28 protein-coding genes and 1 tRNA gene are annotated in these 21,938 nt (G+C 53.5%); 4 read left to right on the top strand and 25 right to left on the bottom strand.

Annotation, left to right across the window (positions count from 1 at the left end; genetic code table 11):
* The first annotated feature begins 156 nt into the window (after positions 1-156).
* Together glnA and B2U47_RS10050 are read left to right on the top strand one after the other, a co-directional pair.
* Positions 157-1,572 carry a glutamate--ammonia ligase gene (gene glnA, locus B2U47_RS10055; protein WP_296679220.1) on the top strand — a complete coding sequence of 472 codons (1,416 nt, stop codon included), beginning with the start codon at positions 157-159 and terminating at the stop codon, positions 1,570-1,572.
* A 143-nt stretch (positions 1,573-1,715) separates the two neighbouring features.
* A complete protein-coding gene (locus B2U47_RS10050) occupies positions 1,716-3,341 on the top strand; it encodes a sulfatase-like hydrolase/transferase (protein WP_296679223.1) in 1,626 nt (541 codons plus the stop codon).
* A gap of 58 nt (positions 3,342-3,399) precedes the next feature.
* Here B2U47_RS10050 and ntrC read toward each other — a convergent pair whose 3' ends face one another.
* The 24 genes from ntrC to B2U47_RS09930 all read right to left on the bottom strand — a co-directional run bounded on the left by ntrC (position 3,400) and on the right by B2U47_RS09930 (position 19,851).
* Positions 3,400-4,821: a nitrogen regulation protein NR(I) gene (gene ntrC, locus B2U47_RS10045; RefSeq protein ID WP_296679225.1), complete on the bottom strand. Its 1,422-nt coding sequence runs from the start codon at positions 4,819-4,821 to the stop codon at positions 3,400-3,402.
* Between the two features lie 2 nt (positions 4,822-4,823).
* Positions 4,824-5,876, bottom strand: coding sequence for a nitrogen regulation protein NR(II) (glnL, locus tag B2U47_RS10040; protein WP_296679227.1), 1,053 nt, complete (start codon positions 5,874-5,876; stop codon positions 4,824-4,826).
* Between the two features lie 490 nt (positions 5,877-6,366).
* A complete protein-coding gene (locus B2U47_RS10035) occupies positions 6,367-6,654 on the bottom strand; it encodes a hypothetical protein (protein ID WP_296679231.1) in 288 nt (95 codons plus the stop codon).
* Positions 6,655-6,759: 105 nt separating this feature from the next.
* Positions 6,760-6,966 carry a hypothetical protein gene (locus tag B2U47_RS10030; protein ID WP_296679235.1) on the bottom strand — a complete coding sequence of 69 codons (207 nt, stop codon included), beginning with the start codon at positions 6,964-6,966 and terminating at the stop codon, positions 6,760-6,762.
* Positions 6,967-6,968: 2 nt separating this feature from the next.
* Positions 6,969-8,576, bottom strand: coding sequence for a hypothetical protein (locus B2U47_RS10025; protein WP_296679241.1), 1,608 nt, complete (start codon positions 8,574-8,576; stop codon positions 6,969-6,971).
* 11 nt (positions 8,577-8,587) lie between these two features.
* Positions 8,588-8,947 carry a hypothetical protein gene (locus B2U47_RS10020; RefSeq protein WP_296679249.1) on the bottom strand — a complete coding sequence of 120 codons (360 nt, stop codon included), beginning with the start codon at positions 8,945-8,947 and terminating at the stop codon, positions 8,588-8,590.
* Positions 8,944-10,635, bottom strand: coding sequence for a replication endonuclease (locus B2U47_RS10015; RefSeq protein WP_296679251.1), 1,692 nt, complete (start codon positions 10,633-10,635; stop codon positions 8,944-8,946). The genes B2U47_RS10020 and B2U47_RS10015 overlap by 4 nt, the downstream gene beginning before the upstream one ends.
* Positions 10,632-10,871: a hypothetical protein gene (locus B2U47_RS10010; RefSeq protein ID WP_296679253.1), complete on the bottom strand. Its 240-nt coding sequence runs from the start codon at positions 10,869-10,871 to the stop codon at positions 10,632-10,634. The genes B2U47_RS10015 and B2U47_RS10010 overlap by 4 nt, the downstream gene beginning before the upstream one ends.
* Positions 10,868-11,101: a hypothetical protein gene (locus tag B2U47_RS10005; protein ID WP_296679255.1), complete on the bottom strand. Its 234-nt coding sequence runs from the start codon at positions 11,099-11,101 to the stop codon at positions 10,868-10,870. Before B2U47_RS10005 ends, B2U47_RS10010 begins: the two co-directional genes overlap by 4 nt.
* On the bottom strand, positions 11,098-11,400 hold the full coding sequence (locus B2U47_RS10000; RefSeq protein WP_296679262.1) for a helix-turn-helix transcriptional regulator: 303 nt from the start codon (positions 11,398-11,400) through the stop codon (positions 11,098-11,100). The genes B2U47_RS10005 and B2U47_RS10000 overlap by 4 nt, the downstream gene beginning before the upstream one ends.
* The gene (locus B2U47_RS09995; protein WP_296679264.1) at positions 11,397-11,675 is read right to left on the bottom strand and encodes a hypothetical protein; all 279 of its coding nucleotides are present in this window, start codon (positions 11,673-11,675) and stop codon (positions 11,397-11,399) included. The genes B2U47_RS10000 and B2U47_RS09995 overlap by 4 nt, the downstream gene beginning before the upstream one ends.
* On the bottom strand, positions 11,672-11,941 hold the full coding sequence (locus B2U47_RS09990; RefSeq protein ID WP_296679266.1) for a hypothetical protein: 270 nt from the start codon (positions 11,939-11,941) through the stop codon (positions 11,672-11,674). The genes B2U47_RS09995 and B2U47_RS09990 overlap by 4 nt, the downstream gene beginning before the upstream one ends.
* Complete coding sequence (locus B2U47_RS09985; RefSeq protein ID WP_296679269.1) at positions 11,938-12,345, bottom strand: hypothetical protein; 408 nt, start codon at positions 12,343-12,345, stop codon at positions 11,938-11,940. Before B2U47_RS09985 ends, B2U47_RS09990 begins: the two co-directional genes overlap by 4 nt.
* Before the next feature lie 118 nt (positions 12,346-12,463).
* Entirely contained in the window at positions 12,464-13,384 is a 921-nt protein-coding gene (locus tag B2U47_RS09980) for a hypothetical protein (protein WP_296679271.1), read from the bottom strand.
* A gap of 132 nt (positions 13,385-13,516) precedes the next feature.
* Positions 13,517-13,723, bottom strand: a complete 207-nt coding sequence (locus tag B2U47_RS09975; RefSeq protein ID WP_296679272.1) for a hypothetical protein — start codon at positions 13,721-13,723, stop codon at positions 13,517-13,519.
* Positions 13,724-13,773: 50 nt separating this feature from the next.
* Positions 13,774-14,490, bottom strand: coding sequence for a GPO family capsid scaffolding protein (locus B2U47_RS09970; protein ID WP_296679274.1), 717 nt, complete (start codon positions 14,488-14,490; stop codon positions 13,774-13,776).
* 17 nt (positions 14,491-14,507) lie between these two features.
* Positions 14,508-15,377: a phage terminase small subunit gene (gene gpM, locus B2U47_RS09965; protein ID WP_296679276.1), complete on the bottom strand. Its 870-nt coding sequence runs from the start codon at positions 15,375-15,377 to the stop codon at positions 14,508-14,510.
* 4 nt (positions 15,378-15,381) lie between these two features.
* A complete protein-coding gene (locus B2U47_RS09960) occupies positions 15,382-16,428 on the bottom strand; it encodes a phage major capsid protein, P2 family (RefSeq protein WP_296679277.1) in 1,047 nt (348 codons plus the stop codon).
* A gap of 239 nt (positions 16,429-16,667) precedes the next feature.
* Positions 16,668-17,030 (bottom strand): helix-turn-helix domain-containing protein, encoded by a 363-nt coding sequence (locus B2U47_RS09955; protein ID WP_296679280.1) that lies wholly within the window; start codon positions 17,028-17,030, stop codon positions 16,668-16,670.
* Positions 17,030-17,395, bottom strand: a complete 366-nt coding sequence (locus tag B2U47_RS09950; RefSeq protein ID WP_296679282.1) for a winged helix-turn-helix transcriptional regulator — start codon at positions 17,393-17,395, stop codon at positions 17,030-17,032. The genes B2U47_RS09955 and B2U47_RS09950 overlap by 1 nt, the downstream gene beginning before the upstream one ends.
* A complete protein-coding gene (locus tag B2U47_RS09945; protein WP_296679284.1) occupies positions 17,392-17,676 on the bottom strand; it encodes a toxin-antitoxin system TumE family protein in 285 nt (94 codons plus the stop codon). Before B2U47_RS09945 ends, B2U47_RS09950 begins: the two co-directional genes overlap by 4 nt.
* A gap of 27 nt (positions 17,677-17,703) precedes the next feature.
* Entirely contained in the window at positions 17,704-18,243 is a 540-nt protein-coding gene (locus B2U47_RS09940; protein WP_296683386.1) for a ProQ/FINO family protein, read from the bottom strand.
* A gap of 69 nt (positions 18,244-18,312) precedes the next feature.
* Positions 18,313-19,548, bottom strand: coding sequence for a tyrosine-type recombinase/integrase (locus B2U47_RS09935; RefSeq protein WP_296679287.1), 1,236 nt, complete (start codon positions 19,546-19,548; stop codon positions 18,313-18,315).
* Positions 19,549-19,777: 229 nt separating this feature from the next.
* A tRNA-Gly gene (locus tag B2U47_RS09930) sits at positions 19,778-19,851 on the bottom strand.
* A 54-nt stretch (positions 19,852-19,905) separates the two neighbouring features.
* Here B2U47_RS09930 and mutY point away from each other — a divergent pair.
* Together mutY and B2U47_RS09920 are read left to right on the top strand one after the other, a co-directional pair.
* Positions 19,906-20,958 carry an A/G-specific adenine glycosylase gene (gene mutY / locus B2U47_RS09925; RefSeq protein ID WP_296679289.1) on the top strand — a complete coding sequence of 351 codons (1,053 nt, stop codon included), beginning with the start codon at positions 19,906-19,908 and terminating at the stop codon, positions 20,956-20,958.
* A 9-nt stretch (positions 20,959-20,967) separates the two neighbouring features.
* Positions 20,968-21,234: an oxidative damage protection protein gene (locus B2U47_RS09920; RefSeq protein WP_296679291.1), complete on the top strand. Its 267-nt coding sequence runs from the start codon at positions 20,968-20,970 to the stop codon at positions 21,232-21,234.
* A gap of 54 nt (positions 21,235-21,288) precedes the next feature.
* On the opposite strand, the gene B2U47_RS09915 is transcribed toward B2U47_RS09920, so the two are convergent.
* The gene (locus tag B2U47_RS09915) at positions 21,289-21,879 is read right to left on the bottom strand and encodes a DUF1131 family protein (protein WP_296679294.1); all 591 of its coding nucleotides are present in this window, start codon (positions 21,877-21,879) and stop codon (positions 21,289-21,291) included.
* Positions 21,880-21,938 lie beyond the last annotated feature (59 nt).

Below are 21,938 nucleotides of genomic sequence, written 5' to 3'. Positions count from 1 at the left end.
CAGAATGAGATGCACAATTTTGGTGCTATCTACGCCAGATTGTCGACACAATGCCTTGAAAACAGGCATATCATTATCTGGCATAACTATTGCATAATGTTCCCGTTAGTTTTTTAGCTGATTTTCATAGACCCAATTCATCAGGAGGCGACAGCAATGTCCAAGTCTGCACAAGACGTTCTCAACATGATCAAAGACAACGACGCCAAGTACGTTGATTTCCGCTTCACTGACACCCGTGGTAAAGAGCAGCACGTCACCGTGCCTGCCTACACTGTGGAAGAAGATACCTTCACCGAAGGCAAGATGTTTGACGGTTCATCCATCGCTGGCTGGAAAGGCATCAACGAATCCGACATGATCCTGATGCCAGACCCAAGCACTGCATTCGTTGACCCGTTCTTCCAAGACGTGACTGTCAACATCACTTGCGGCATCGTTGACCCTGCCACCATGGAAGGCTATGACCGTGACCCACGCTCCATTGCGATGCGTGCAGAAGCTTACCTGAAATCCACTGGCATTGCTGACGTAGCGTTCTTTGGGCCAGAACCTGAATTCTTCATCTTCGACGATGTGCGTTGGGGTGCAGACATGAGCGGCTGCTTCGTCAAGATCGACTCCCAGGAAGCGGGCTGGAACTCTGAGAAAGTTTACCCTGATGGCAACATGGGTCATCGCCCAGGCACTAAAGGTGGTTACTTCCCTGTTCCACCAGTCGACTCTTTCCAGGACATCCGTTCCACCATGTGTAACATTCTGGAAGAAGTGGGCGTTCCGGTCGAAGTTCACCACCACGAAGTGGCAACTGCTGGTCAGAACGAAATCGGTACACGCTTCTCTACCCTGACCGAGCGTGCTGACTGGACACAACGCCAAAAATACGTCATCCACAACGTTGCTCACCAATACGGCAAAACCGTGACCTTCATGCCCAAGCCTATCGTGGGTGACAACGGTTCTGGTATGCACGTCCACATGTCATTGGCGAAAGATGGCGTGAACACCTTCGCAGGTGACGGCTATGCAGGTCTGTCTGAAACCGCGCTGTACTACATCGGCGGTGTCATCAAGCACGCCAAGGCGCTGAATGCGATCACCAACCCAGGCACCAACTCTTACAAGCGTCTGGTTCCTGGCTTTGAAGCACCGGTCATGCTGGCTTACTCTGCGCGTAACCGTTCCGCTTCCATCCGTATCCCATTCGTTGCCAGCCCGAAAGGTCGCCGCATCGAAGTGCGCTTCCCTGACCCGTCTGCCAACCCATATCTGGCATTCGCTGCTCTGATGATGGCAGGTCTGGATGGTATCAAGAACAAGATCCACCCAGGTGAAGCAATGGACAAAGACCTGTACGACCTGCCACCGGAAGAAGACAAACTGATTCCAAAAGTTTGCCACTCTCTGGATATGGCACTGGAAGCACTGGACAAAGACCGTGAGTTCCTGACTGCCGGTGGGGTATTCTCCAACGACATGATCGACGCTTATATCGAGCTGAAAATGCAGGAAGTTACCCGCTTCCGCATGACCACTCACCCGGTTGAGTACGATATGTACTACTCACTCTGATCTTTTTTAGACAGAGATGCCGTTACAGAAGACGCCCCCATTGTGGGGCGTTTTCTTTTTATGAAACTAATATTACAAAAAGATGACAAAGCGATTATCCTAGTCCGGCGTTTTGGATAACGTCACTTTATCGGGGGAAATCCATGTCATCCAGTTGGTTGCGCTACGTTCCGCGTCTGCTTGCCCTGCCCGTCACACTGGCAGTTTTTTATGTATTGTGGGCAGACCAAGGGGATGAGGGGACATGGGGCATCGTGTACCACAAAGCCTATATCCTGATGGTGTGGGGCATTCTGTTCAGCGGCATGTTGTTGCTGTCGCGCCGCCCGTGGTTTGCTGCTGGTCTGGCTTCTACTGTCATCAGCAGCTTGTGGCTGGGGGCTTCCATCAAATACGGGTATCTGGGATCGCAACTGGTTGCCCCTGACCTGATTGTGGCGGCATTGAGTGCCGAAACCCTGTTTGCGATGGGGCTGGCTCCTACTGTCGGCGCAATCATCTATCTCCTGCTACTGGGAGTGGCAGCCGTGCTGGAACCTGCCCGTCAGTGGCAACGAGCCCCCATCGGTATCGGCTTGCTCAGCGTCCTGTTCCTGTTTGGTGCCATGAATACACCCGCTTCCTACATTGACCTGCAATGGACTAACCAGCACAAGCACACGTTCCCCATTTTTGTGCAAAGCATCTGGCGCACCCAACTGACCGAGCCAACCCAACCCCACCCCAGCAGCTATTGCTGTTTCAAGGCTGACCAGCAAGCAGAAGCCTTTACTGAAACGCCGGAAAAAAAGCCCAATATCATTGTGATTCTGGAAGAATCCACCTTCCGCCCCGAACAGGTTGCCAACTTCAAGCCGCAAGGTACGTTCTTCAAGGATGCTTATCCGCTCAAGGTACATACTGCCGGTGGCTCCACCTGGGTGCAGGAAATCGCCTTTCTGCACGGGGTAGCGCCACCCCTGTATGGCAACGGCTGGAAATCCATCAACTTGTTTACCCCAGGACGACTGGATGGGCGTATTGCCCGTCAACTGGCGGAACAGGGCTACAAAACCAAGACCATCTACCCGATTGCAGGGCGATTTTATGGCGGGCGGCGCTTCCACGAGCAGCTAGGCATTCAGGACTTTATCGACTGCAAGGCTTTGCCGGAATGCGATAAACGCAAGTGGAACAAAATGCCGGATGAAATTTTTTTCGACGAAGCACTCCGTCAGGTCAAGCTCAACGAGCAGCCGCTGTTCACCTTCATTGCGACCATGCGCCAGCATTCACCGCATGAAAAAGACATGAAACCCGATCCGCGCTTTTGCAAGGCGGGCATGTCCGACAAACAGTGTTCCATCATGTTGGATTACAACGAGCGTCTGAAACTTTCCGTCAAGGCGTATGAAGACTTCCTGCTGCAACTGAAAAAGCTGCCAGAGCGTACCATCGTAGTAGCATTCGGCGACCATATCCCCGGTGACGTGGCGGCGCATTTCGAGGAAAGTGATTTCATCAAGCAGGATCGTTTCCGCACCTTTTTCAATGTGTGGGATTCCGCCAAAGGCTTTGTCACCCGCAAGGTGCTGGACGGCATGGAGTTTGAAACCATTGACGTAGCCATGCTGGATGCCCTGACCCTGCGTTACGCCGGGTTTGAAAGCCGTTACCTGAACGATAAGCTGGTACACATGCAAGCATGTTCCGGCAAGTTCTGCGGGTTTGAGGAAAGCATCCCGAGTAATCAGGCGATGCTAAAGAATCAACAGCCGCCGACACCATAGGCTTTTGATACCACTTTTGATACCAAAACCTCATGGACACTGGGCTATGACCCAGTTCTCACCCCTCCTCCACCCCCAGCTCCTTGAGCTTGCGGGTCAGCGTATTCCGCCCCCAGCCCAGCAGCTCCGCTGCTTCGATCTTGCGCCCACCAGTTTTTTTCAGTGCCGCCTGAAGCAGGATACGTTCAAACACCGGGCTGAGTTCATCCAGCAGGTTATGCACGCCCTTGTTGAGGCGGAAATCGGCAAACTGCGCCAGCGCTTTTTCCCAGCTTCCCGGCATTTCCTGTTTGTGGTCGTGAGCGCTGTCCACCAGTTCGTTTGGCAAATCATCCATCACGATCTCGCGCCCGGATGCCATCACCGTCAGCCAGCGGCAGGTGTTTTCCAATTGGCGTACGTTGCCAGCCCATGACAGACTTTGCAGGTGCTCAGTGACCAGCGGTGACAGGGTTTTGACTTCCACCTGCAACTCTTCCGCCGCCCGCCGTAGGAAATGGTTGAGCAACAGTGGGATGTCTTCGCGCCGCTCGCGCAACGGCGGGTTGTGGATACGAATCACGTTGAGACGGTGGAACAGGTCTTCGCGGAATGTGCCCTTGTGTACCAATTCCTCCAGATTTTGGTGGGTAGCAGCGATGATACGTACATCCACTTTGACCGGTGTATGCCCACCAACACGATAGAATGTGCCTTCCGCCAGTACCCGTAGCAAACGGGTTTGCAACTCGGCGGGCATGTCGCCGATTTCATCCAGAAACAGCGTACCACCATCGGCTTGCTCAAAACGTCCCTTGCGTTGGGCATACGCCCCCGTGAATGCACCTTTTTCGTGCCCGAACAGTTCCGACTCCAGCAACTCGCGCGGAATCGCTGCCGTGTTGAGGGCAATGAACGGCTTGTTGGCGCGTGGGCTGTGGGTATGCAAGGCTTTGGCGACCAACTCCTTGCCCGTGCCGGATTCACCGGTGATCAGCACCGTAATGCTGGATTTGGACAGTCGCCCGATGGCACGGAACACTTCCTGCATCGCCGGGGCATGACCGATAATGTCGCGCCCTCCCAGTAGCTCGGGGGTGGTTTCCTTGCTGCGGTTGGCTTCACGTTCGTGACGCATCTTGCAGGCACGTCGTACCAGATCGACTGCTTCGTTCACGTCGAATGGTTTGGGCAAATACTCGAAAGCTCCCCCCTGATAAGCCGATACCGCACTTTCCAGGTCGGAGTGTGCCGTCATGATGATGACCGGAATTTCCGGGTATTCGCGCTGCATCCGTTCCAGTAGCAACAAGCCATCGGTTCCCGGCATTCGGATGTCGGTCATGAGTGCATCCGGCTGCTGACTGCGTAAGGCGGCGATGACCTGATCGGCTGTCTCGAAACTGCGTACACCAATGTCGGCTTTTTGCAGAGCCCGTTCCAGTACCCAACGGATGGAACGGTCATCATCGGCAACCCAGATGTTTTCGCTGTGGGTCATGTTCACTCCAGTGGAATCAGGATGGAAAAGCAGGTACGACCGGGCAAGGATTCACAATGCACCAGCCCTTTGTGGCGGCGTACCAGCGACTGGGCAATAGCTAGCCCCAAGCCGCTGCCTTCCGCCGTACCGCTGACCATCGGCAGGAAAATCTTGTCGCGCAAATGCTCGGGTACACCCGGCCCGTTATCACATATTTCAACCTTGAGAACATGCCGGTAACGCACTTGCTGGATGGTAAATTGCCGCTGGATACGGGTATGCAGCTCGATTGTGCCCTGCCCTGCGAGTGCCTGCACCGCATTGCTGACAATGTTCAACACCACTTGCACCATCTGGTCGCGGTCGCCCATGAATTCGGGGATACTGGGATCATAGTCACGTACAATCTGCACTTCCGGCGGCAAATCGGTGCTGACCAGTTGGCGCACGTGTTCCAGCACTTCATGAATGTTGACCCGCTCGGCATGAGGCAAGCGGCTTGGTCCCAACATGCCGTTGACCAGATTTTTCAGACGGTCGGCTTCGGAAATGATGATCTGGGTGTATTCCTTGAGTTCCGGCTCATCCAGCTCACTTTCCAGCAACTGGGCAGCACCGCGCAAGCCCCCTAGCGGGTTCTTGATTTCGTGAGCAATGCCCCGTACCAGTTCACGTGCAGCCTGTTGCTGGTGGATGACCTGCTGTTCGCGCACAATGCGCAGCTTGCGGTCAATGCGGTGTATTTCCAGTAACAGGTGGTGAGGCCAGCCTGTAGTGGAAATAGGCGTCACCATGCAATCAATGGTTATTGTTTCACCGTACAACACATCCACCACACATTCGCGGATGGATTGCGGCTCATGGTCTTTCAAACCCAGCCGCAAATACCCCATGAAATCTTCACTGCGCAACAGTTGACCGATGGACTCGCCCATCACCCGTTGTTTGCTTTGCCCAAACAGCATTTCTCCTGACTGGTTCATGTAAACCACGTGCAGCGCATCGTCCAGCACCAAAATAGCGCAGGTCAGCATGTCCAGTAGATCATTTTTTATTGCACTTGCTTCATTCATGGCGGATGTAATGCAAATTTAGTGCCATGCAAACCATCTCTTGTAAATCAATCATATAGGCAATAGTTTAATCATCGACAAAGCGGCGATCACTCACAAAGCACCATTATAGTGCATTGCAATGCAGCAAAATGAAGCGTGATGCAGGAAACTTGTGCGTGCATCTTCATGAGGTGATGCTAGTGGGAGGGAGCGTTGAAAATCACATGCCTGGAGGGTGATGTGAATTTAACTGCAACCATAACACACTGACTTTTAAGTATTTTTTATTTCTTAAATTGATTCCATACCCGCTTTTATACCCGGTCATTGTTGTTATGTGACGGTTTTTCAATAAGTTATCTAGTCATTGCTTGCATGTTCATTTCTCTATTGTTCAGAATCATGCACAAGAATAGCCCCCAGCACGCACTAACTCAATAACTATCCTTGTAAGCAGCCAGATTCCCCTACCCTATACACACGTATGGTTCCCATCAGGGAAATATGGCTACAGTAGCGCGATAAGCCACGCCACCCCCGAAAGCGCCAGACCAGCCGCGAACTGCAAGGAATCGCTGGCGTTGTCGCTGTCGAGCCGTTTGGACTTCGGGAAGATCAAACCGGCTGAGACGGCAAAGAGCGAGACTTGCAACAGGGGGAAGCCTTTGGGAAGGTTCCGCGCTTCTTGCCAGTTGGCAAACTGTTCTAACTGCTCTGGCTTGATGAGCATCCAGACCAGCGCCAGCAGTAACAGTGCATAACATAGCCGCGCCCATTGTCTCCAGTCTTGGTACATGATTCCTCCATCGGGTTGTCATTTTGACGGTGGTATTCTGGCATAAAAAAGCCGGGTACTTGTCCCGGCTTCGTTGATGGTTAGTTGATAGCTGGTTGATAGCGGTCAGGTGCTGGCCTGCCCTGCCTGTTGCACCAGTAGCGCAGCTATTTCACTGTCGATCAATGCCGGGTCAGCATCAGCCGGGAATTCTGCTATTTGGTAATCAGCAGAGAATGCCCCTACATCGACACATAGCCTTGCTGATTCTTCGGAGAGGTGAAAACCATCTGCCCAATAGGCAATACGCTGATTTTGTTTTTGCTGCTCCATGTTCATTTGCTCCACAAGTATTTAGACAGACCGCATTTAGGATCTGTGTATTTCGGGTTAATGCTGGCGTGTCCGTCCTTCACCGCCCGGAGGAAAAAACTTTCTGCTACCAGTCTGATTTCTCGGTTTGTTGCTGATGCCTTCACTTTCTGAGTACCTGCTATGCGCTTCTGTACCCATGACCACGAACCCTTGAGGGATGGCAGGCAATCACCAGCATAGACGGCCTTCACCCATTGCTCATACAGCCCATCAGGAACCTGTATAACCTTCTCCTGAGGGTTGATCTTGCTACCCTCCGGCCTGAGGTTATTACCCCCTCCGGCCTGAGGTTCGCTTGAGGTTCTGGCTTGAGGGTGCAGAGGTGCATCAAGCGGGGTATCCTGCCAGCCTGCGGAACCGTCCCGGATGGCTTGCCGGTAGGTGCTGCCGGTGTCATCTGCTGCCGGTTCTGGTTGCAATTTGGCACGGGTAGGGATGAAGCCGAACGGCTGCTTTTTCACCTCAGGTGCTGCTGCCGGGTGCGGTTGCTGGTACTTGAACAGTGGGGCGCTTGTTACCGTATCAGCCTGCCCGGTGTGCTGCGGGACTGCCTCAGCGTTGCCCAGTTTGGCGGTGTTGCCGATAGGGGCGGTGAAGCCGATACCGGATTGCTTGAAGCCGCCGTCAGTGGGCGGCAGTACGCTGTCGGGTTTCTCGGGTAGGGCAAGACCGCTGTATTTCGCCAGCTCCAGTTCAAGGGCATAGCGGGCATTCTGTGCGCGTTCTTTGGCGTGGCTCAGGAAGTGGTGCAGGATTTCAAACGCCACGGCAACCAAGAGCATGGTCAAGACGGTTGCCGCCTTGATGTGGTCGGTGTAGCTGGTTCCGGTCAGGCTACCAAGGAATCTTGCCATTGAGACAATCACCGCGTTGTAACTGTCGGCTTTGAGCTTGTCTTGCCGCTCGTTCCTCAGTTGCTCCGTGGCGATGTTGGACTGAATGGCTATGTCTTTGGCGGCTTGCCGGTTGGCTGCTTCTTCGGCTTTGAGGCTGTCGAGTTTGGCTTTGTCACCGTTGCAGTGCGGATACCCTGGCTTGCCCAGATTTGCCATGCAGCGGGCATGATTCTGTTCCGCTCGTGCGATGGCTTCACTACTGCCACCTAACAGCGGTGCGGCTGGAACCGTGGCTATTGGGGCAAGGGTGGCTTGATAGGCTGCATCGTTTGCCAGCAGTACGCGGCTTTTGGTGTCCTGACTGGCGGATGAACTGAAGAACTCGGCAAACAGGGCAAAGCCGATAACGGTGAACACGATCAGGCCGATGGAGCCATACAGCCCGAAGTGCAGGTAAGCATGATGTTTGACCCATGCCAGAAAGACGGCACTCATCACGACAATGACGAACATCAGCAGGAAGTCGAGTGCGGAATGCCATTCCTGAAAGTAGGCTGCCCATGTGATGGCGTCCCCAAGGAACAGGTGCTTTTCAAACATGAAGTACAGCAGCCCGGTTAGCACCATTGCCAGCTTCAGCAGCATCGTGGCGCGTTTGTCCTGTTCGGTGTGTACCTTGAGTTGCTCTTGCAGGATTTCCAGTTTTTTTGCATCAAGTTGGTTGTTTTCCATGATTCTTCCCCTTAAACCAATAGGGCATTCAGGACGGCTGAAAACAGGGCGAACATGCCCATGCTTTCGCTGTCCCGGTGTTGCAGGTAATTGAAGGCAAACAGTGCGCTGAACACGGTCAGCGGGTAGTGCTGGTCAACGAACGACAGGAACAGCAGCCAGTCGCGGTACTGGTTCCAGATGGCAACCAGCTTGTAACTGGCAAACAGGATGCAGGACAGGGCGACCATTGCCGCCGTGACGATGAATACTTTGTGCCAGTCGATACTTGCCAGCAGGTCGGCAAGGCGGTTGCCTGCGGTTGGGGCGGGGTGCTGTGTTTGCTGCCGGTACTGGTGCAGCATCCAGAGTTCATCAGGGTGGTGGTTCATGGCAGCACCTCCCCGGCTGTTGCCGTACAGTTATTGACAGGACTCCAAGGGGGCGCGGCTGCGCCGCTGGAAGAGGAAGACAGCACGCTTTGCAGCAGGTCGAACCCTGCCACGTAATGCACTGGGGTTTCCTGTTCGGGCTGCTTTGCCTTGGGCTGGATGCGCCAGACGTGCAGGCGGGTTTGCACTTGCTGGATGTCTGCCAGTGCCACGCCGTCCACCTTGCCGACAATCTCCCCGTATTTGTTGCTGATGACTTCGCCCGTGTCGGTGTTGATGCGTTCCACGGTGTAGACCTTGAGGGGCATATCCTTTCTGAGCGCACACACGCCGCCTTGCAGCGCCAGATATGCGCCCCAGTCGCCTGCATCCGCTGCTTGCCGTGCTTGTTCCAGCAGGCCATCAGGGGCGGTGTCCAGCCTGCGCAGTTCGCGCCATACGCCCACGGGTGCGCCGCCAATCTGCTGGAACTGGCGGATACCCCAATGGCTTGCCCATGCCCGCACTCGCTGCGCACTGTCAGCCGCATCAGTGCCGCCTTCAAAGTCTTCATCCACGCCATAGCCGTTGATGTTCTTTGAAACGTATTTGGCAATGTAGCCGGTGGCACTGCCCTTGCTGCTGTCGATGGCTACCGCCTTGAAACGGTACTGTGCTGCGCCGGGTTCGTTCCCGTCTTCCAGCAGGGCATAGTGCTGGATGATGGCGGTAACGCCTGCCTGTTGTGCTGGGGGCGCAAACAGCAGCATGTGCCAATGGGGACAGCCGTCATGGTGTGGCTCTGCCACGCGGAAGCCGTAGGCGGTCAGGCCATCGCGTTTGAGCTTGGAGCGGATACGCGCCCATAGTGCGGTGAGGTAGGCTTGCGCCTGCCGTGGGGTGCTGCCTGCGTAGTTGGGGTTGTCGGCTGGTTTGCCGGTGTCCTTGTCCACGGTGAAGCGGTGATACTTTGAGGGACAGGTAAGGGTGTAGAACGTGCCGATGTGTCCGGCTTGGGTGGCGGCATTTTCAAAGCCGCGCATCCTGACCATGAGTTCCACGCGCCGGACTTCCGGGTTTGCCACGCTGCCTTTCAGCACGGTCAGCATGTCCACGGTTTCGCCGGTTTCTTCGTTGATGGCTTCCAGTGCTGCCATCGCCTTGAGGCTGGAAGCAATCCGCGCCTGAAGGGTCTGGAAGGCTGCATCAGAGACATACAGGCCACGACCACGCCGGACAATGCCCAGCCGGATGGCAAAGGCTTCTTGCTGCCGGTCTTGCTGGCGGGTCAGTTGCCGCCGCCAGAAGTCAGCATCAGACAGGCGGGCTATCAGCCCGGTGCTGTCGTAAGCGCCCAGTGCTGCCGGGTCAAAACCCTGACTTTCGTACATTGCCAGTAGGGCGGCATGGGCTTGGGCGGGAGCGGTGGCAAGGCGGGCAGTCTTGCGGCATTGCAGGGCAAGGCGTTCTGCTTTGCGCTTGATGTCATCATCGGAGAGGGTGAAGCCGCGAACGCCTGTCTGTTCGGTCAGGTTCAGCAGGTACAGGTTGGCATTGCGCCGCTTTTCGCCGTCATGAGCGCCAGCAGTGCGGAACCGTTGGGCATATTCGCGGGCAATCACGGCATGGTGAACGGCTGGCAATTGCTGGAACTGTTGGGCAATCCAGCCAGCATCATGCGGGTGGTGGTGGGTGGGGGCGTGCATCATGGCTTCACCTCACTATTAAAGCGGTGTTCCAGCGCCAGACTGGACAGCGCCCGCAATTCATCAAAGGCTGCATCGTCGTGATTCAGAAGCAGGGCGCAGTCAGCCATGCCGACAATCCGGTACTGAATTTCTGTCCATGCGCGGACTGGGTTTGCCGACTTGTGCAGCGCATAGCCCCATTCACCCGTGATGATTTCCAGCAGCCCGGCATATTGAGGTTGTTCAAGGTGGTTCATACTGCCACCTCCCGGCCTGCTGGCACGTCCAGCACGTTGCGGGTCAGCCAGCGATTCCAGAGGGTGGCACGCCGTCCCCATGCCTCTGCTGATGGCGTGGTGGTCAGGCGGCTTTTCACTTCGGCACTGACCAGCGGCAGACGTGCCAGCCAGTCAGCACCAACCAGCCCGACCATGTGAGCGGGGATGCTCATGTCTGATACATCCATATTCAGGGTTGGGTTACTCATTGCGCCGCCCTCCAGTCGCGTTTTCCGTCAATCCACTGCTTGACCTGCGACCAGCGCCAGCCAGATGCACGCCCAGTGATTTTGACTTGGGGCGGGAATGTGCCGAGTGCTGCGTGTTTGTAGACGGTTGAGACCTTCAGGCCGGTGAGCTTGGTCAACTCATAGTCGGGGGCAACGTTACGGATGATGCAGTCATCAATCACTGGCATGATTACTGAGGGTGGCAGGTTGCCGCCATTGCCGCCGCTGGTGGTGGTCGGCTGCTGGCTTTTGCGCTTGCGTGGTGGTAACAGGCTCATGCTGATTCCTCCACTTTGTCTGCATTGGATTGTGACGTGGTGGTGTCTGTTGGATACCATCCGTGCTGTTCACCGTAGGCTTTGTGCAGGGCTTCCACGTCGGCTTGCAGCCAGTTGGCGAGGCGTTCGGCTGCACTGATCAGGTAACTTGCTGTCTGGTCTATGTTGCCCAAGTTGACAACAGACAGGAGTGTTTCCAGCTCTGCGACTTTCAGGGAAAGGTCATCGAATGAGTGCAGATTGATATGCGTAATGGGGGATTTGTAGCTGATCATTCTACACCGCCTATGCTCTGCTTTGCGACAAGGCGGTATGTGTCGATATTGACCTGTGAAACGTCGTTAGAATGCTGACTGCAAACATTTATCAGGTGCTCAGCCAGTTCGCTAAGGTCGCAAAGGCCGACATTGAACTCATAATCATCTGGCTGCTCTGCAAGCCTGATCATTGCTGCATTCAGGGTTTTGGCAAGCGACAAAATAGCAGTGCTTTGTCTGCCGATCTTGTCAGTAGCGGTATGAATTTCTTGGATTGTTTTCATGCTACACCTCCGACTGTGAGGTGTGCAGACGCACGGCGGGCAGGGTTGCCCATTGGGTGAGATATAGCGTTCATCGCTGTTACTCCATAAGGTTTTAGTAGTTGGCAAAAATTGCCGGGGGCTACTATCGTCCTTACGGAAACGACGCGCTTGTTTCGGTTTGCACCGTATTTCAGTCCACGCACCCCCGGCATATAACCGCTAGATGGTACGTCAACAGGCACAAAAAAACCGCCGTTGTCGTTGAGGCGGTATTGCCGCCGCAAGTGAGGATAGTAGTCCCAGAATTTTGCTGTTTGTTCGTGGATTCCACGAACGTCTATATTCTGCGCAGCTTGTGCGCTGGTTTGCAATTCGGAAAAATCGAATGATATTGACGGTTTGTTTCTGGTTTGTGTTATCATGTCGGCTGAACTCTTTTTCAGGCCAGCCCCATTGCTGGCCTTTTTTCATTCTGCCGGTGTGTCATGTCTCACTTTCAATGACTCACACATCAAAAAAAGTGAGACATTGAAAGTGATGTCAGCTTGTTTTCTTTGGTTTTCTCTTGATCGTTGTTTTGTCTGATCTTACTCTTCCTTCACCGCTTAGTTCCCACCATGCTTTCATAAACATACGATCAGTCATATCTTTATAGTCGCTCAAGAATTTAGCCTTAAACTGTTTTAAGTTAATATTCATAACATCTAATTTTTGATCTTCTATTTCTTTTAGTATTTGCGTTTTTTGAGCGTTAAAGTTCTTTGCTAATTTTATCTTTCCCTTCTCCTCATATTTTTCACCTCTATACTCAACACCGAAATGCAGCCTTGATGGAAGCGCCCCATGGACAGCCATATATTCAAGGTAACTTGTCCATATATCAGCACATTTTGACAAGTGCCAATTCTTTACGGTCGCCCTTATAAATTCAGCATGTGTTATTTTTGCCAAGTTTTTCAATCCACTATCAACAAGATTAGAATATAGCTGAATACTTGACCTTTCATCAGTTAAGGCGTTTAGCATTTTGCTGTCAATATACGGCTCAATCAATTGATAATATTCACCCTGCCACGGAAATGAACTAGCTTGCATGGATTGGTTGCATATCATCAGAACCACTGCATCACAAAAAACCTTATATTCTTGCTTTTGTGACAAAAACGGAAAAATCAGCATGGCCAAATGATAAATTGACATTGAAGCACCTAGAAAATGCTTTGCCCGTTCGTGCTCCATATTCCACTTATAATAATCTTGCCATACTTTAACATTCTCCTTTCTGTTTCTTAGAATGCTGATTGATTTTTTTATATTACCCACATTACTTTCTGCTTCTTCAGCATAATTGACAAATAACCACGGCAAATACTCCTGATGCTGGATGCTTAGTTTCCCGTAATACTCCACTTCATCGTCGGTCATTCCCCAAAGATTGCCAACATCACTTTTTGGTTCCATACTTCAAGCTCCTGTCAGATAGTCAGATCATCCGCAGGGACACGCAAAAAGGGGAAGCCGCTAACTTCCCCTTTTTTATTGCCTGCGGTTTACCCGACTTTCGGACAAACCGTCTGGTTTGGCAAGTGTTGCTCAGGTTGTCGGGTGTGTCTGCTGTAGCAGTTCCGATAATGCGACAAGGTTGTAATGCAGGTTTGCACCCCGTTGGTCTGTCGGCTTCCTGATGCGTTCTTCCACATTTCTTACCAGCCGCACCAGCCGCGCCGATTGGTGGCATGATAGCTTGGCCTCATCCTTGACGGTTTTCACTTCCTGCCTGAATTGTTCCAGTCTGCTCATATATTCCCCTTCGTCATCACGACGATGGTGTATTGATCGTGACGGGAGGCTTAGCGCCAGCCCTTCAATTCCCCTTCCAGTTCCGTTCCGGTCGTCAATGGGCGGAACTTATAACCCGCTGCTGGAATCTGGCCTTTCAGATCGTCAATCTCTGCATCCGTGTCTGCCTTGAGCTTGGCATAAGCGGCCTTGATCTCGTCACGTTCTGCACGTAATCGGTTTATCTCAGTGGTGAAGTAGTTCACCATCTTGCTGAAATGTTCCGGTTGGCCTGCGGTGTCGAATGGTTCCACTGTTGTAGCAAGTTCCTGCGGCTCAGTGAAAACAGACTCACCCCGGCTGCTGGTGCTGAATTTCATGACGCCCGTGCCGAGTGATGCCGGTGAGTCAGTCACCCCCAGCCCCATCAGGTACGCACCGTTGGTGTTGGGGAATTGCGGGTGCATTTCGATGGAGAGGTGCACTTTCTGCCCGCTGCGTACCATGGTAATCAGGTCGGGGTGTGGCTCCAATTGCACATACAGCGCCATTTTTCCGGCTAGCTCCCCTTCCTTGATGCGTTCGGCTTTGGCTGCCACCACGTCGCCCAATGCCTTGAACAGGCCGTCCGGCATGATGCCACGGATGTGTTCAGGCCAGATTCTGGCGTTATAGGTGTCCTGGCTGTAGCTTGCCGCCATCTGCTCTATTTGGCTGGCGGTGATTTCGCGCCCGTCTGCGGTGATGCCTTCAACGGCTGCACGGATAAAGTCGGTTGTCAGTTTCATGTCATGTGTCCTTTGGGTTATGCAGCCGCGCCGCCATGTGTGCGCTTTTGCATGAATGTTTCAACATCACGCTGGCAGAACCTGAACGCCTTATGCTTGCCTGATTCAAAGCAGACATAGGGCAATTCAGCCGGGTTGAGTGATGCCAGTTTCAGGAAGGTGGGGACTGATACCCCCGCCAGCTTTGCCGCCCTATTGGTTGGCAGGTCGTAGCTTTTGGCGGTTGCGGTGGTGATTGCCACGGGTTTACCTCCTTGCAGTTTTTTCAGGTGTCCTTTTACGCCGATATTTGGCTGCATGGCTTGCGCCTGTTCCAGCAGTTGCGCTGCCCGCTGCGGGTCAGTTGGTACAAGTGCCAGCCCATACGCCTTGCACAGTTTGGCTGTGATGGTATCGGACATATCCAACCCATCCACGAGCGCCCACAAGGCTTGCATGTCTGGCAGGTGGTCGGCTGGATTGGCTGACAGCACGTTGCGGCTGACCTCTTCCGTGATGGCTTCTACCAGCGAACGATTGAATCCTTCCGGTGCTTGCATGTTGTGTTGAATCGCATAAGCAGCCAATTGAAGCGCCCTACTGACATCGCCCACATCTGCCGACCACACAGCACACCAAACCATCACGGCATCCTGTCTGCTGTGGTTGGCGACTGGTGCGGATAACACACCGTCCAGATAGTTGCTGTATTCGGTTAGTATTTCGCGCTTCACGTCCAGCCTGCGGGTTTGGCTGCGGATGCTGGACAGCCGTTTCAGGTCGGCTTTCAGCTTGTGCAGGTGCGCCCGGTACTGGTTACTTGCTCTGCGGTCAACAGAGGCAGAATCATGGCGTGCATTCACCCCTGATTCCACCTTTACCCGGTGCTGCGCTGCCGGTGATGGCATGGCCTTATTCCCAGCCGCCCGCGCCGTCTGGTAGCAGGATTGCACCATTACGCACACCAGCGAACTTGCCGAAATCTTCCACCACATACGCTTCATTTTCAGAGAGGTACTCTTCCACGCGGTCGCGCTTCGGATTGTCAATGATGGTGCGCCGGAGTGTGCCGACCTGATGATAAATGCTCAGATTGTCGTAACTGGTGACGATCACGGCACGGGCTGGCAGGTATGGCGGCATAATACAAGGCAAGCCCGCCACGGTCTTGGAAGCAAACCATGTTTGCAGTGCATTACGCTCTGTTGGTAGTGTGCTGTTTGCCAGCAGTGCCAGCCCGTGCGCCACCCAAATTTCGCGCCCGACCATAACAACCAGATCATCAGCTTCCTGATGCCATACATCCAGCAGACTGCTGGTCATATCGAACACCAGCGCATCCAATGAACCATACTTGCCGCCCTCTCCTACTTTGTAGGTGTCTGCGGTCGGATTGCCGTCCGAGCCGTACCCCATGAAGCGGTGAGGCTGTTTCTTGCGTACCTTGGCAATCCAGCCTTCATTTACATCTTGCAGTAGCGGGTTGACGGTGAAGTCGGTTTCAGCCGCTGCGGTTTCACCGTGCCAGCCGATCATGAGACGGTCACGCGCAACCTGTCTGGCAATCTGGCTGGCGTAGATCGTGCCGAAGTCTTCCAGATGCGCCCATGAATCCATGAGGCTGTATTTCTGATGAGTGTCGTAGTTTGTCTGGTGACAGTGGTAGGTGTCGCCTTCCAGTTCGCCCACGTAGCGGGTCTGCCGTTCGGTTTCGTCGGTGTTGGTACGGCTGGCAATCGGTCGGCTTACGCCCAACCCGATCTTCTGCCCCAGTTGAGCGGTAACAGAAATCTGATTGATACGTTTCAGAAAGTCGGCATTTTCGCCAACCAGTTCATAAAATGATTGCTGTGCAGCCGGGGAATAATTGAATGCTTCGCCCGTTGCCTTGTCCAGCTTGTTGGCTGTTGCCACTTCGCCGAGGTAACGGTTAAAGCAGATGCGTGTATTGCTTTGCATATGCTTGTTCCAGTTTTAGGATAACAGCGTCTTCACGACGCGCCTTGTGTATGACCACGCCTCCATTAAATCATGCTTATAAATCTTTTCAAGTGCTTTATTCTCTTGGCTTTTCGCCCTACACGTTGCCGCAAGCCTTCCCGTGTCGGGGCGGGGGGACTCGCTTAAAAATACCTTGCACAAATGCAATGCACGAAAACTGCATCAAGGCCGCGCCCTGCTTTGGCTTAGTGTTTTTGCTAGTGCAATGATTCGTGCATTTTCGTGCAAATCATTGCACCCGTTTTTTGTGAATATTTTTTTATGGGTGGAAACAAAAAAGCCGGGATTGTCCCGGCTCTGGTGGTATGGGTGGTGACTTCTACGCGCTGCCCGACACGGGATAGCAGATTGATAAGCATATCAATAGTGAACTGCCCGATCTTACCCCGGTACAAATCGCTGATGCGTGCCTGACTAACGCCCAACAGTTCCGCCGCTTCGCCCTGTGTGCTGAAACGGGCTTGCAGTACCTTGGTTAGTTTGTGCATCAACTCTGCCCTGATCAGCATGTTTGCGGCTTTTTCAGGTTCAAACAGATCAAAAAAAACGCTTTTCTCCATTATGCCGCCATGCCGATACCCAGCTTTACATGGGTTTCGATTTCATCCCAAGGCACAGAAACCAGCCCGGACTTGTCTTTTTCAACGATGCCCAGTTCCACCAGTGTTTGAATGTCGGTGTGTACGTTTTTGTAATCACGCCCCAGCAGTTGGGCGAGCTGGTTGATACTTTGACCACTGTTACGTTTCAGGACTTCCAGTAGTTCCCAGCGTTTGGGGGTGAATGCCCGCATGAATCCGGCCATGCTTTCAAAGCTCAGACGGTTTACGGGGTTTGCAGGTTTACCGCTTTTCCATACTTCCAGAAAATCTTTTAGTGCATCTTCTGCACTGCCGATGTAGACCATTAGTGTTTTGTCGTTCATTGCCGCGCCTCTTTCAAGTCCTGTAAGAAATCCCTTACCAGATCATCAATGCCGGTGAAGGTGTAGGCGTACTGCTCACCACGAATATGCTTGTGGTCGCCTTTGCCGCGTTCATTGTCATACCCGACGATACGTTCCCCACCCTTGCCGTAGTAAAGCCGGTATTTGTAACGGTGCTGACTGCCTAGCACTGGTTCCGGTAGTTCCCATATAACCAGTTGCTGAATAGCGCCATCATCAAAGGCGTGTTTGCTGTCGAGTAATTTAACTGCTTTCATCATGGCATTATATGCCATAACAGACGGCTTTCAAGTCTTCACCTGCTGGCGTTTGGTGAGGGTTTCGGCGGCAAGTTGCTGCTGGTAGTTGGTTATGGTTCCATCGGGTTCGCCGTTGAGGTGGTAGCGGTCGCCACCCCGCGCGATGGCTTGCAGGTAGAGACCGTGCAGGGTGTGCATTTTCAGCAGACGTTGGACAACCTTCTTTGATGCGCCGGGGAAATGCTCGTCATTCACCAGCTTGAACAGTTCCTTGTCGATACCGATGGAAAGGGGCAGGTATTCGCGCCAGACCTTGAAGCCGTTGAGACGGTCGTTTAGTTCGCGCTTTTTGAGTTCAGAGGGTGGTGTTACCTGCTTTTTTGGCTGCGGCTTGCGTGGTGGTTTCTTGGGTTTGGTCTTGTTGGCGGGTGGTTTGGGTTTGCCCTGCCCCGGTCGCTGGACGTTGGGCAGGTCTTCGCGCCTGATGATGCGCTTGCCGCCGCGTTGGGTGAGACCGCCAGCGGGTGCAGTGCTGGTGCTGGCTGGCTTGCGGGTCAGTGTCAGGGTTTTCTTGGGTGTGTCGCTCATGTGTCGGACTCGCTCATTCATGCAAGGTTTCCCGGTTGCCCGGTGTTGTATCTGGTCAGTGTAGCAGGTTCATGCCCTGCTCTGCGCAAAGTTGCCGATGATGACTTTGCAGCGCCCATGTTGTTGCTCATCGAGAAAATCAGCCCACCATTGCATCAGGTTTTTGCGTTCGTCCATATACCGCGCCATGTAGTCATAGGCGTTGGCTATCTTGTCGCGCCCGGTATGGGCAAGCTGTTTTTCCACAACTTCATGTCGGAAGCCGTTGTCTTTCAGGGTGCTGGATGCGATGGCACGGAAGCCGTGAATGGTGGTGTCATCACTCCAGCCGATACGCCGGATAACTTGCAGCATGGCGTTTTCACTAATGGGCTTGTCACGCCGGGAGGTGTAGAAAATCAGGCGGGAATCCCCGGTGAAAGGTCGCAGTTCTTCCAGCAGTTTCAGTGCTTGCCGCGATAGCGGGATGATGTGCGGCTGTTCCATTTTCATGTGTTCTGCCGGAATGTTCCACACGGCACTTTCCCAGTCGATCTCCTGCCATTCTGCCAGCCTTACCGAACCCGTGCGGGCAAAGGTCAACAGGGTGAACTGTACCGCCCTGCGCAGCACTTCCGAGCGGTATGCAGCCAGATCGTGCAGGAAGGCGGGCAACTCTTGGACGGTCAGTGCGTTGAAATGCTGTTTTTTGTACGCTTTGAGAACGCCGCGCATGTTTTCGGGTAACGGGTTTCCCTTGATGTAACCGGCTATCACGGCGAACCGAAACACGGCATTGACACGCTGGCGCACCTTTTCGGCTTGTGGCAGGGTTCCGCGTCCTTCTACCCTGCGCAGCACCGCTAGGATGTCGGGTGCTTCCAGATCATCAATGGAGTGGTTGCCAATGTGGGGGAAAACGTCCTGCTCCAGTGAGCGCAGCACCTGTGCAGCGTTGCTTTTTTTCCAGCGGCCTAACTGGTTTTCGTGCCATTCGAGCGCCACTTCCTGAAAGGTTTTGCCGCTGCCTCTCAGCCGGTCGCGTTGCTTTTTGGTGTTGGGGTCTATGCCCTGCCTCACCAGTGCCTTGGCTTCTTCGGCTGCGTGGCGGGCTTCTGCGCACTTCACATCCGGGAAGCTGCCAATGGTGAACATGGTCTCTTTTTTGGTCTGCGGGTTGCGGTAACGTAGCCGCCAGATTTTCGAGCCGTTTGGGTTGATTTCCAGATACAGCCCCGGCATGTCCTTGATGCGGTAAACGGCTGCTTTCACCTCTGCGTTTTTGGCTTCCAAGTCGGTCAGCAATATAACGGTTTTGCCTGCCATTTCGCTATCGAACTCCTTTTGCTATCAATGGATTCAGGTCACTATACCCGCTTTCCATACCCGCAAAAAGCCGCCCGGAATGGCTGCAACAAAAATTCTACCCGCTTTCATACCCGGTAAGCTGTGCGCTTTGGGTGTTGCACGGTAGACGATAGTGGAGTGAATGCCTGATATTTATCAGCCACTTAGTGACAGTGTGGCGGTATATATAAGGCTGGAAATTATGACGTGGAGCGGGTGATGGGAATCGAACCCACGTATGCAGCTTGGGAAGCTACCGTTCTACCATTGAACTACACCCGCGTACTGGGATAGGCTACAAGCCCGCAATGGTAAAGCGTTTGCAGCAAGATAACAATGGTAGAAGACAATTTCGCTGACCAAGTGTTGAAATGGCATGACCAGCATGGACGCAAGGATTTGCCCTGGCAACACGAGCCTTCATCCTACCGTGTATGGGTGTCGGAAATCATGCTGCAACAGACCCAAGTTGCTACCGTCATTCCCTATTACCAGCGTTTCATGCAACGTTTCCCGGATGTGCTGACACTGGCAAACGCCCCGCTGGACGAAGTTTTGCAACACTGGGAAGGTCTTGGCTATTACAGTCGCGCCCGCAACCTGCACAAAACCGCACAAACCGTGTGCGACCAGTATGCAGGCACATTCCCCACCGACATCGAGCGTATGCAAACCCTGCCCGGCATTGGGCGCTCCACTGCGGCTGCCATCCTCTCCCTCAGCCACGGGCAAGCGCACGCCATCCTGGATGGTAACGTCAAGCGCGTACTGGCACGCTTCCATGCAGTAGCAGGCTGGGCAGGTACAGCGCATACCCTGCAACAATTGTGGCAGTACGCTGAACAGCATTTACCCAGCAACCGCAATGCCGCTTACACCCAAGCGATGATGGATATGGGAGCAACCCTCTGTACCCGCAGCAAACCAGCCTGTTTGCTGTGCCCGTTACAGCAGGGCTGTGCCGCATTCCGCCAAGGCAACCCACAGGACTATCCCGGCAAGCGTCCCAGCAAGGACTTGCCGGAAAAAACTGCCATTGCCCTGCTATTGCGCAATACGGCAGGTGAAATTCTGCTCCAGAAACGCCCCCCAACCGGTATCTGGGGTGGACTGTGGAGCTTTCCCGAGTTTGCCGATGAAAATGGCATGGCTAACTGGCTGCTTGAGCGCGGGCAGGCGCAGGTCATTGCCACCCGCTTGCCGGTACTGACCCACACGTTTTCCCATTACCGCCTGTACTTGCAGCCCTTGTTGGTTGATTTCGACACGTCCCCTGCGTGGATAATGGAAGGTGACGGCTGGCTCTGGTATAAAGCAGACACAGTATTGACTGGTGGGTTGTCAGCCGCGATTCGCCAGTTTTTCCAGCGGACACCGCAAGCAATTTGAGGAGATGACATGACTCGCATGGTTAACTGCGTCCATCTGGGGCGCGAAGCAGAAGGGCTGGAACGCCCAACCTACCCCGGTACACTGGGTGTACGTATTTATGAAAATGTTTCCAAGGAAGCCTGGGGCAAATGGCTACGCCAGCAGACCATGCTGATCAACGAATACCGCCTCAGCCCGATTAATCCGCAGCACCGCAAATTTCTGGAAGAGGAAATGAACAAGTTTTTCTTTGGTGAAGGTGCCAGCACGATCGAAAACTTCAAGCCAGTTTAATATTTTATCCTCACCCTTCTCCCGCAAGGGCGAAGGGTGCAATCAGTCAGGCAATCATTTCGCCAACGGTTTCCAGATAATCGCTTCCAGTTGCCAGTCTGCCAGCACATCCTTGGGGGGGACTGAACCGCTAGGCCCATTCCAGGCTCCGCCGAACAGATACAGGATATTGCCGGTCTGGGGGGCGTAACACAGCACTTTACCAGAAAGCTCTTCTGCACCAGCGGCACATGCTTCGGTTTGACCGTAGGCATAAATATCCACGAATTTCACACCAATACTATGCCCGAGGCCATTGCCGATACGGTTGTCATGCACCATGACCGAATAAATTTTTTCGTGTTTGACATCCGGGTTGATGGTAAGCAGAGGTTTCAAGTCTTTGCTGACCCTGATGACGGGGTATTTTTCACCTTCGGAATAATTCAGTCGCTGGTCGACATTAAAACCCTGAAACGCAGTAGTTAGCTCATGCAGATTGAACGGAGTTTGCGCATTAATCGGGCCAATACCTGCAACTGACAATATTTCCAGCGGCTTGCCTGCCGGTTTTGAGGTCGCAGTCTGCTTGTCATCGCAAGCCACCAGCAGGAATACACAGGATACCGCCAATAGCCAATTTCCAGCCGCACGTAAATTCAGCATAGCCACTCCTTCCATCAAAAAGCTCCAGCCCATTTTTCCACAAAATACTTGTCCGTGCA

It is taken from the genome of Thiothrix sp. UBA5583, from assembly GCA_002425225.1.
In the GTDB taxonomy this organism is placed as follows: domain Bacteria; phylum Pseudomonadota; class Gammaproteobacteria; order Thiotrichales; family Thiotrichaceae; genus Thiothrix; species Thiothrix moscowensis.
Note: the sequence above shows the minus strand (reverse complement) of the source record. Positions and strands in the feature narration are given on the sequence as shown.

Bases quoted from the DNA above. Each gene is read 5' to 3' on its own strand.
- B2U47_RS10000 (WP_296679262.1), bottom strand. From the start codon at position 11,400: ATGAGCCTGTTACCACCACGCAAGCGCAAAAGCCAGCAGCCGACCACC.
- B2U47_RS09955 (WP_296679280.1), bottom strand. From the start codon at position 17,030: ATGGAGAAAAGCGTTTTTTTTGATCTGTTTGAACCTGAAAAAGCCGCA.
- B2U47_RS10010 (WP_296679253.1), bottom strand. From the start codon at position 10,871: ATGAACCACCTTGAACAACCTCAATATGCCGGGCTGCTGGAAATCATC.
- B2U47_RS09980 (WP_296679271.1), bottom strand. From the start codon at position 13,384: ATGGAACCAAAAAGTGATGTTGGCAATCTTTGGGGAATGACCGACGAT.
- B2U47_RS10025 (WP_296679241.1), bottom strand. From the start codon at position 8,576: ATGGAAAACAACCAACTTGATGCAAAAAAACTGGAAATCCTGCAAGAG.
- gpM (WP_296679276.1), bottom strand. From the start codon at position 15,377: ATGCCATCACCGGCAGCGCAGCACCGGGTAAAGGTGGAATCAGGGGTG.
- B2U47_RS10035 (WP_296679231.1), bottom strand. From the start codon at position 6,654: ATGTACCAAGACTGGAGACAATGGGCGCGGCTATGTTATGCACTGTTA.
- B2U47_RS10030 (WP_296679235.1), bottom strand. From the start codon at position 6,966: ATGGAGCAGCAAAAACAAAATCAGCGTATTGCCTATTGGGCAGATGGT.
- glnL (WP_296679227.1), bottom strand. From the start codon at position 5,876: ATGAATGAAGCAAGTGCAATAAAAAATGATCTACTGGACATGCTGACC.
- B2U47_RS09970 (WP_296679274.1), bottom strand. From the start codon at position 14,490: ATGAAACTGACAACCGACTTTATCCGTGCAGCCGTTGAAGGCATCACC.
- B2U47_RS10050 (WP_296679223.1), top strand. From the start codon at position 1,716: ATGTCATCCAGTTGGTTGCGCTACGTTCCGCGTCTGCTTGCCCTGCCC.
- glnA (WP_296679220.1), top strand. From the start codon at position 157: ATGTCCAAGTCTGCACAAGACGTTCTCAACATGATCAAAGACAACGAC.
- B2U47_RS09995 (WP_296679264.1), bottom strand. From the start codon at position 11,675: ATGATCAGCTACAAATCCCCCATTACGCATATCAATCTGCACTCATTC.
- B2U47_RS09920 (WP_296679291.1), top strand. From the start codon at position 20,968: ATGACTCGCATGGTTAACTGCGTCCATCTGGGGCGCGAAGCAGAAGGG.
- B2U47_RS10015 (WP_296679251.1), bottom strand. From the start codon at position 10,635: ATGATGCACGCCCCCACCCACCACCACCCGCATGATGCTGGCTGGATT.
- B2U47_RS09945 (WP_296679284.1), bottom strand. From the start codon at position 17,676: ATGATGAAAGCAGTTAAATTACTCGACAGCAAACACGCCTTTGATGAT.
- B2U47_RS09915 (WP_296679294.1), bottom strand. From the start codon at position 21,879: ATGCTGAATTTACGTGCGGCTGGAAATTGGCTATTGGCGGTATCCTGT.
- B2U47_RS10005 (WP_296679255.1), bottom strand. From the start codon at position 11,101: ATGAGTAACCCAACCCTGAATATGGATGTATCAGACATGAGCATCCCC.
- B2U47_RS09950 (WP_296679282.1), bottom strand. From the start codon at position 17,395: ATGAACGACAAAACACTAATGGTCTACATCGGCAGTGCAGAAGATGCA.
- mutY (WP_296679289.1), top strand. From the start codon at position 19,906: ATGGTAGAAGACAATTTCGCTGACCAAGTGTTGAAATGGCATGACCAG.
- B2U47_RS09940 (WP_296683386.1), bottom strand. From the start codon at position 18,243: ATGAGCGACACACCCAAGAAAACCCTGACACTGACCCGCAAGCCAGCC.
- B2U47_RS09990 (WP_296679266.1), bottom strand. From the start codon at position 11,941: ATGAAAACAATCCAAGAAATTCATACCGCTACTGACAAGATCGGCAGA.
- B2U47_RS09960 (WP_296679277.1), bottom strand. From the start codon at position 16,428: ATGCAAAGCAATACACGCATCTGCTTTAACCGTTACCTCGGCGAAGTG.
- ntrC (WP_296679225.1), bottom strand. From the start codon at position 4,821: ATGACCCACAGCGAAAACATCTGGGTTGCCGATGATGACCGTTCCATC.
- B2U47_RS10020 (WP_296679249.1), bottom strand. From the start codon at position 8,947: ATGAACCACCACCCTGATGAACTCTGGATGCTGCACCAGTACCGGCAG.
- B2U47_RS09975 (WP_296679272.1), bottom strand. From the start codon at position 13,723: ATGAGCAGACTGGAACAATTCAGGCAGGAAGTGAAAACCGTCAAGGAT.
- B2U47_RS09985 (WP_296679269.1), bottom strand. From the start codon at position 12,345: ATGATAACACAAACCAGAAACAAACCGTCAATATCATTCGATTTTTCC.
- B2U47_RS09935 (WP_296679287.1), bottom strand. From the start codon at position 19,548: ATGGCAGGCAAAACCGTTATATTGCTGACCGACTTGGAAGCCAAAAAC.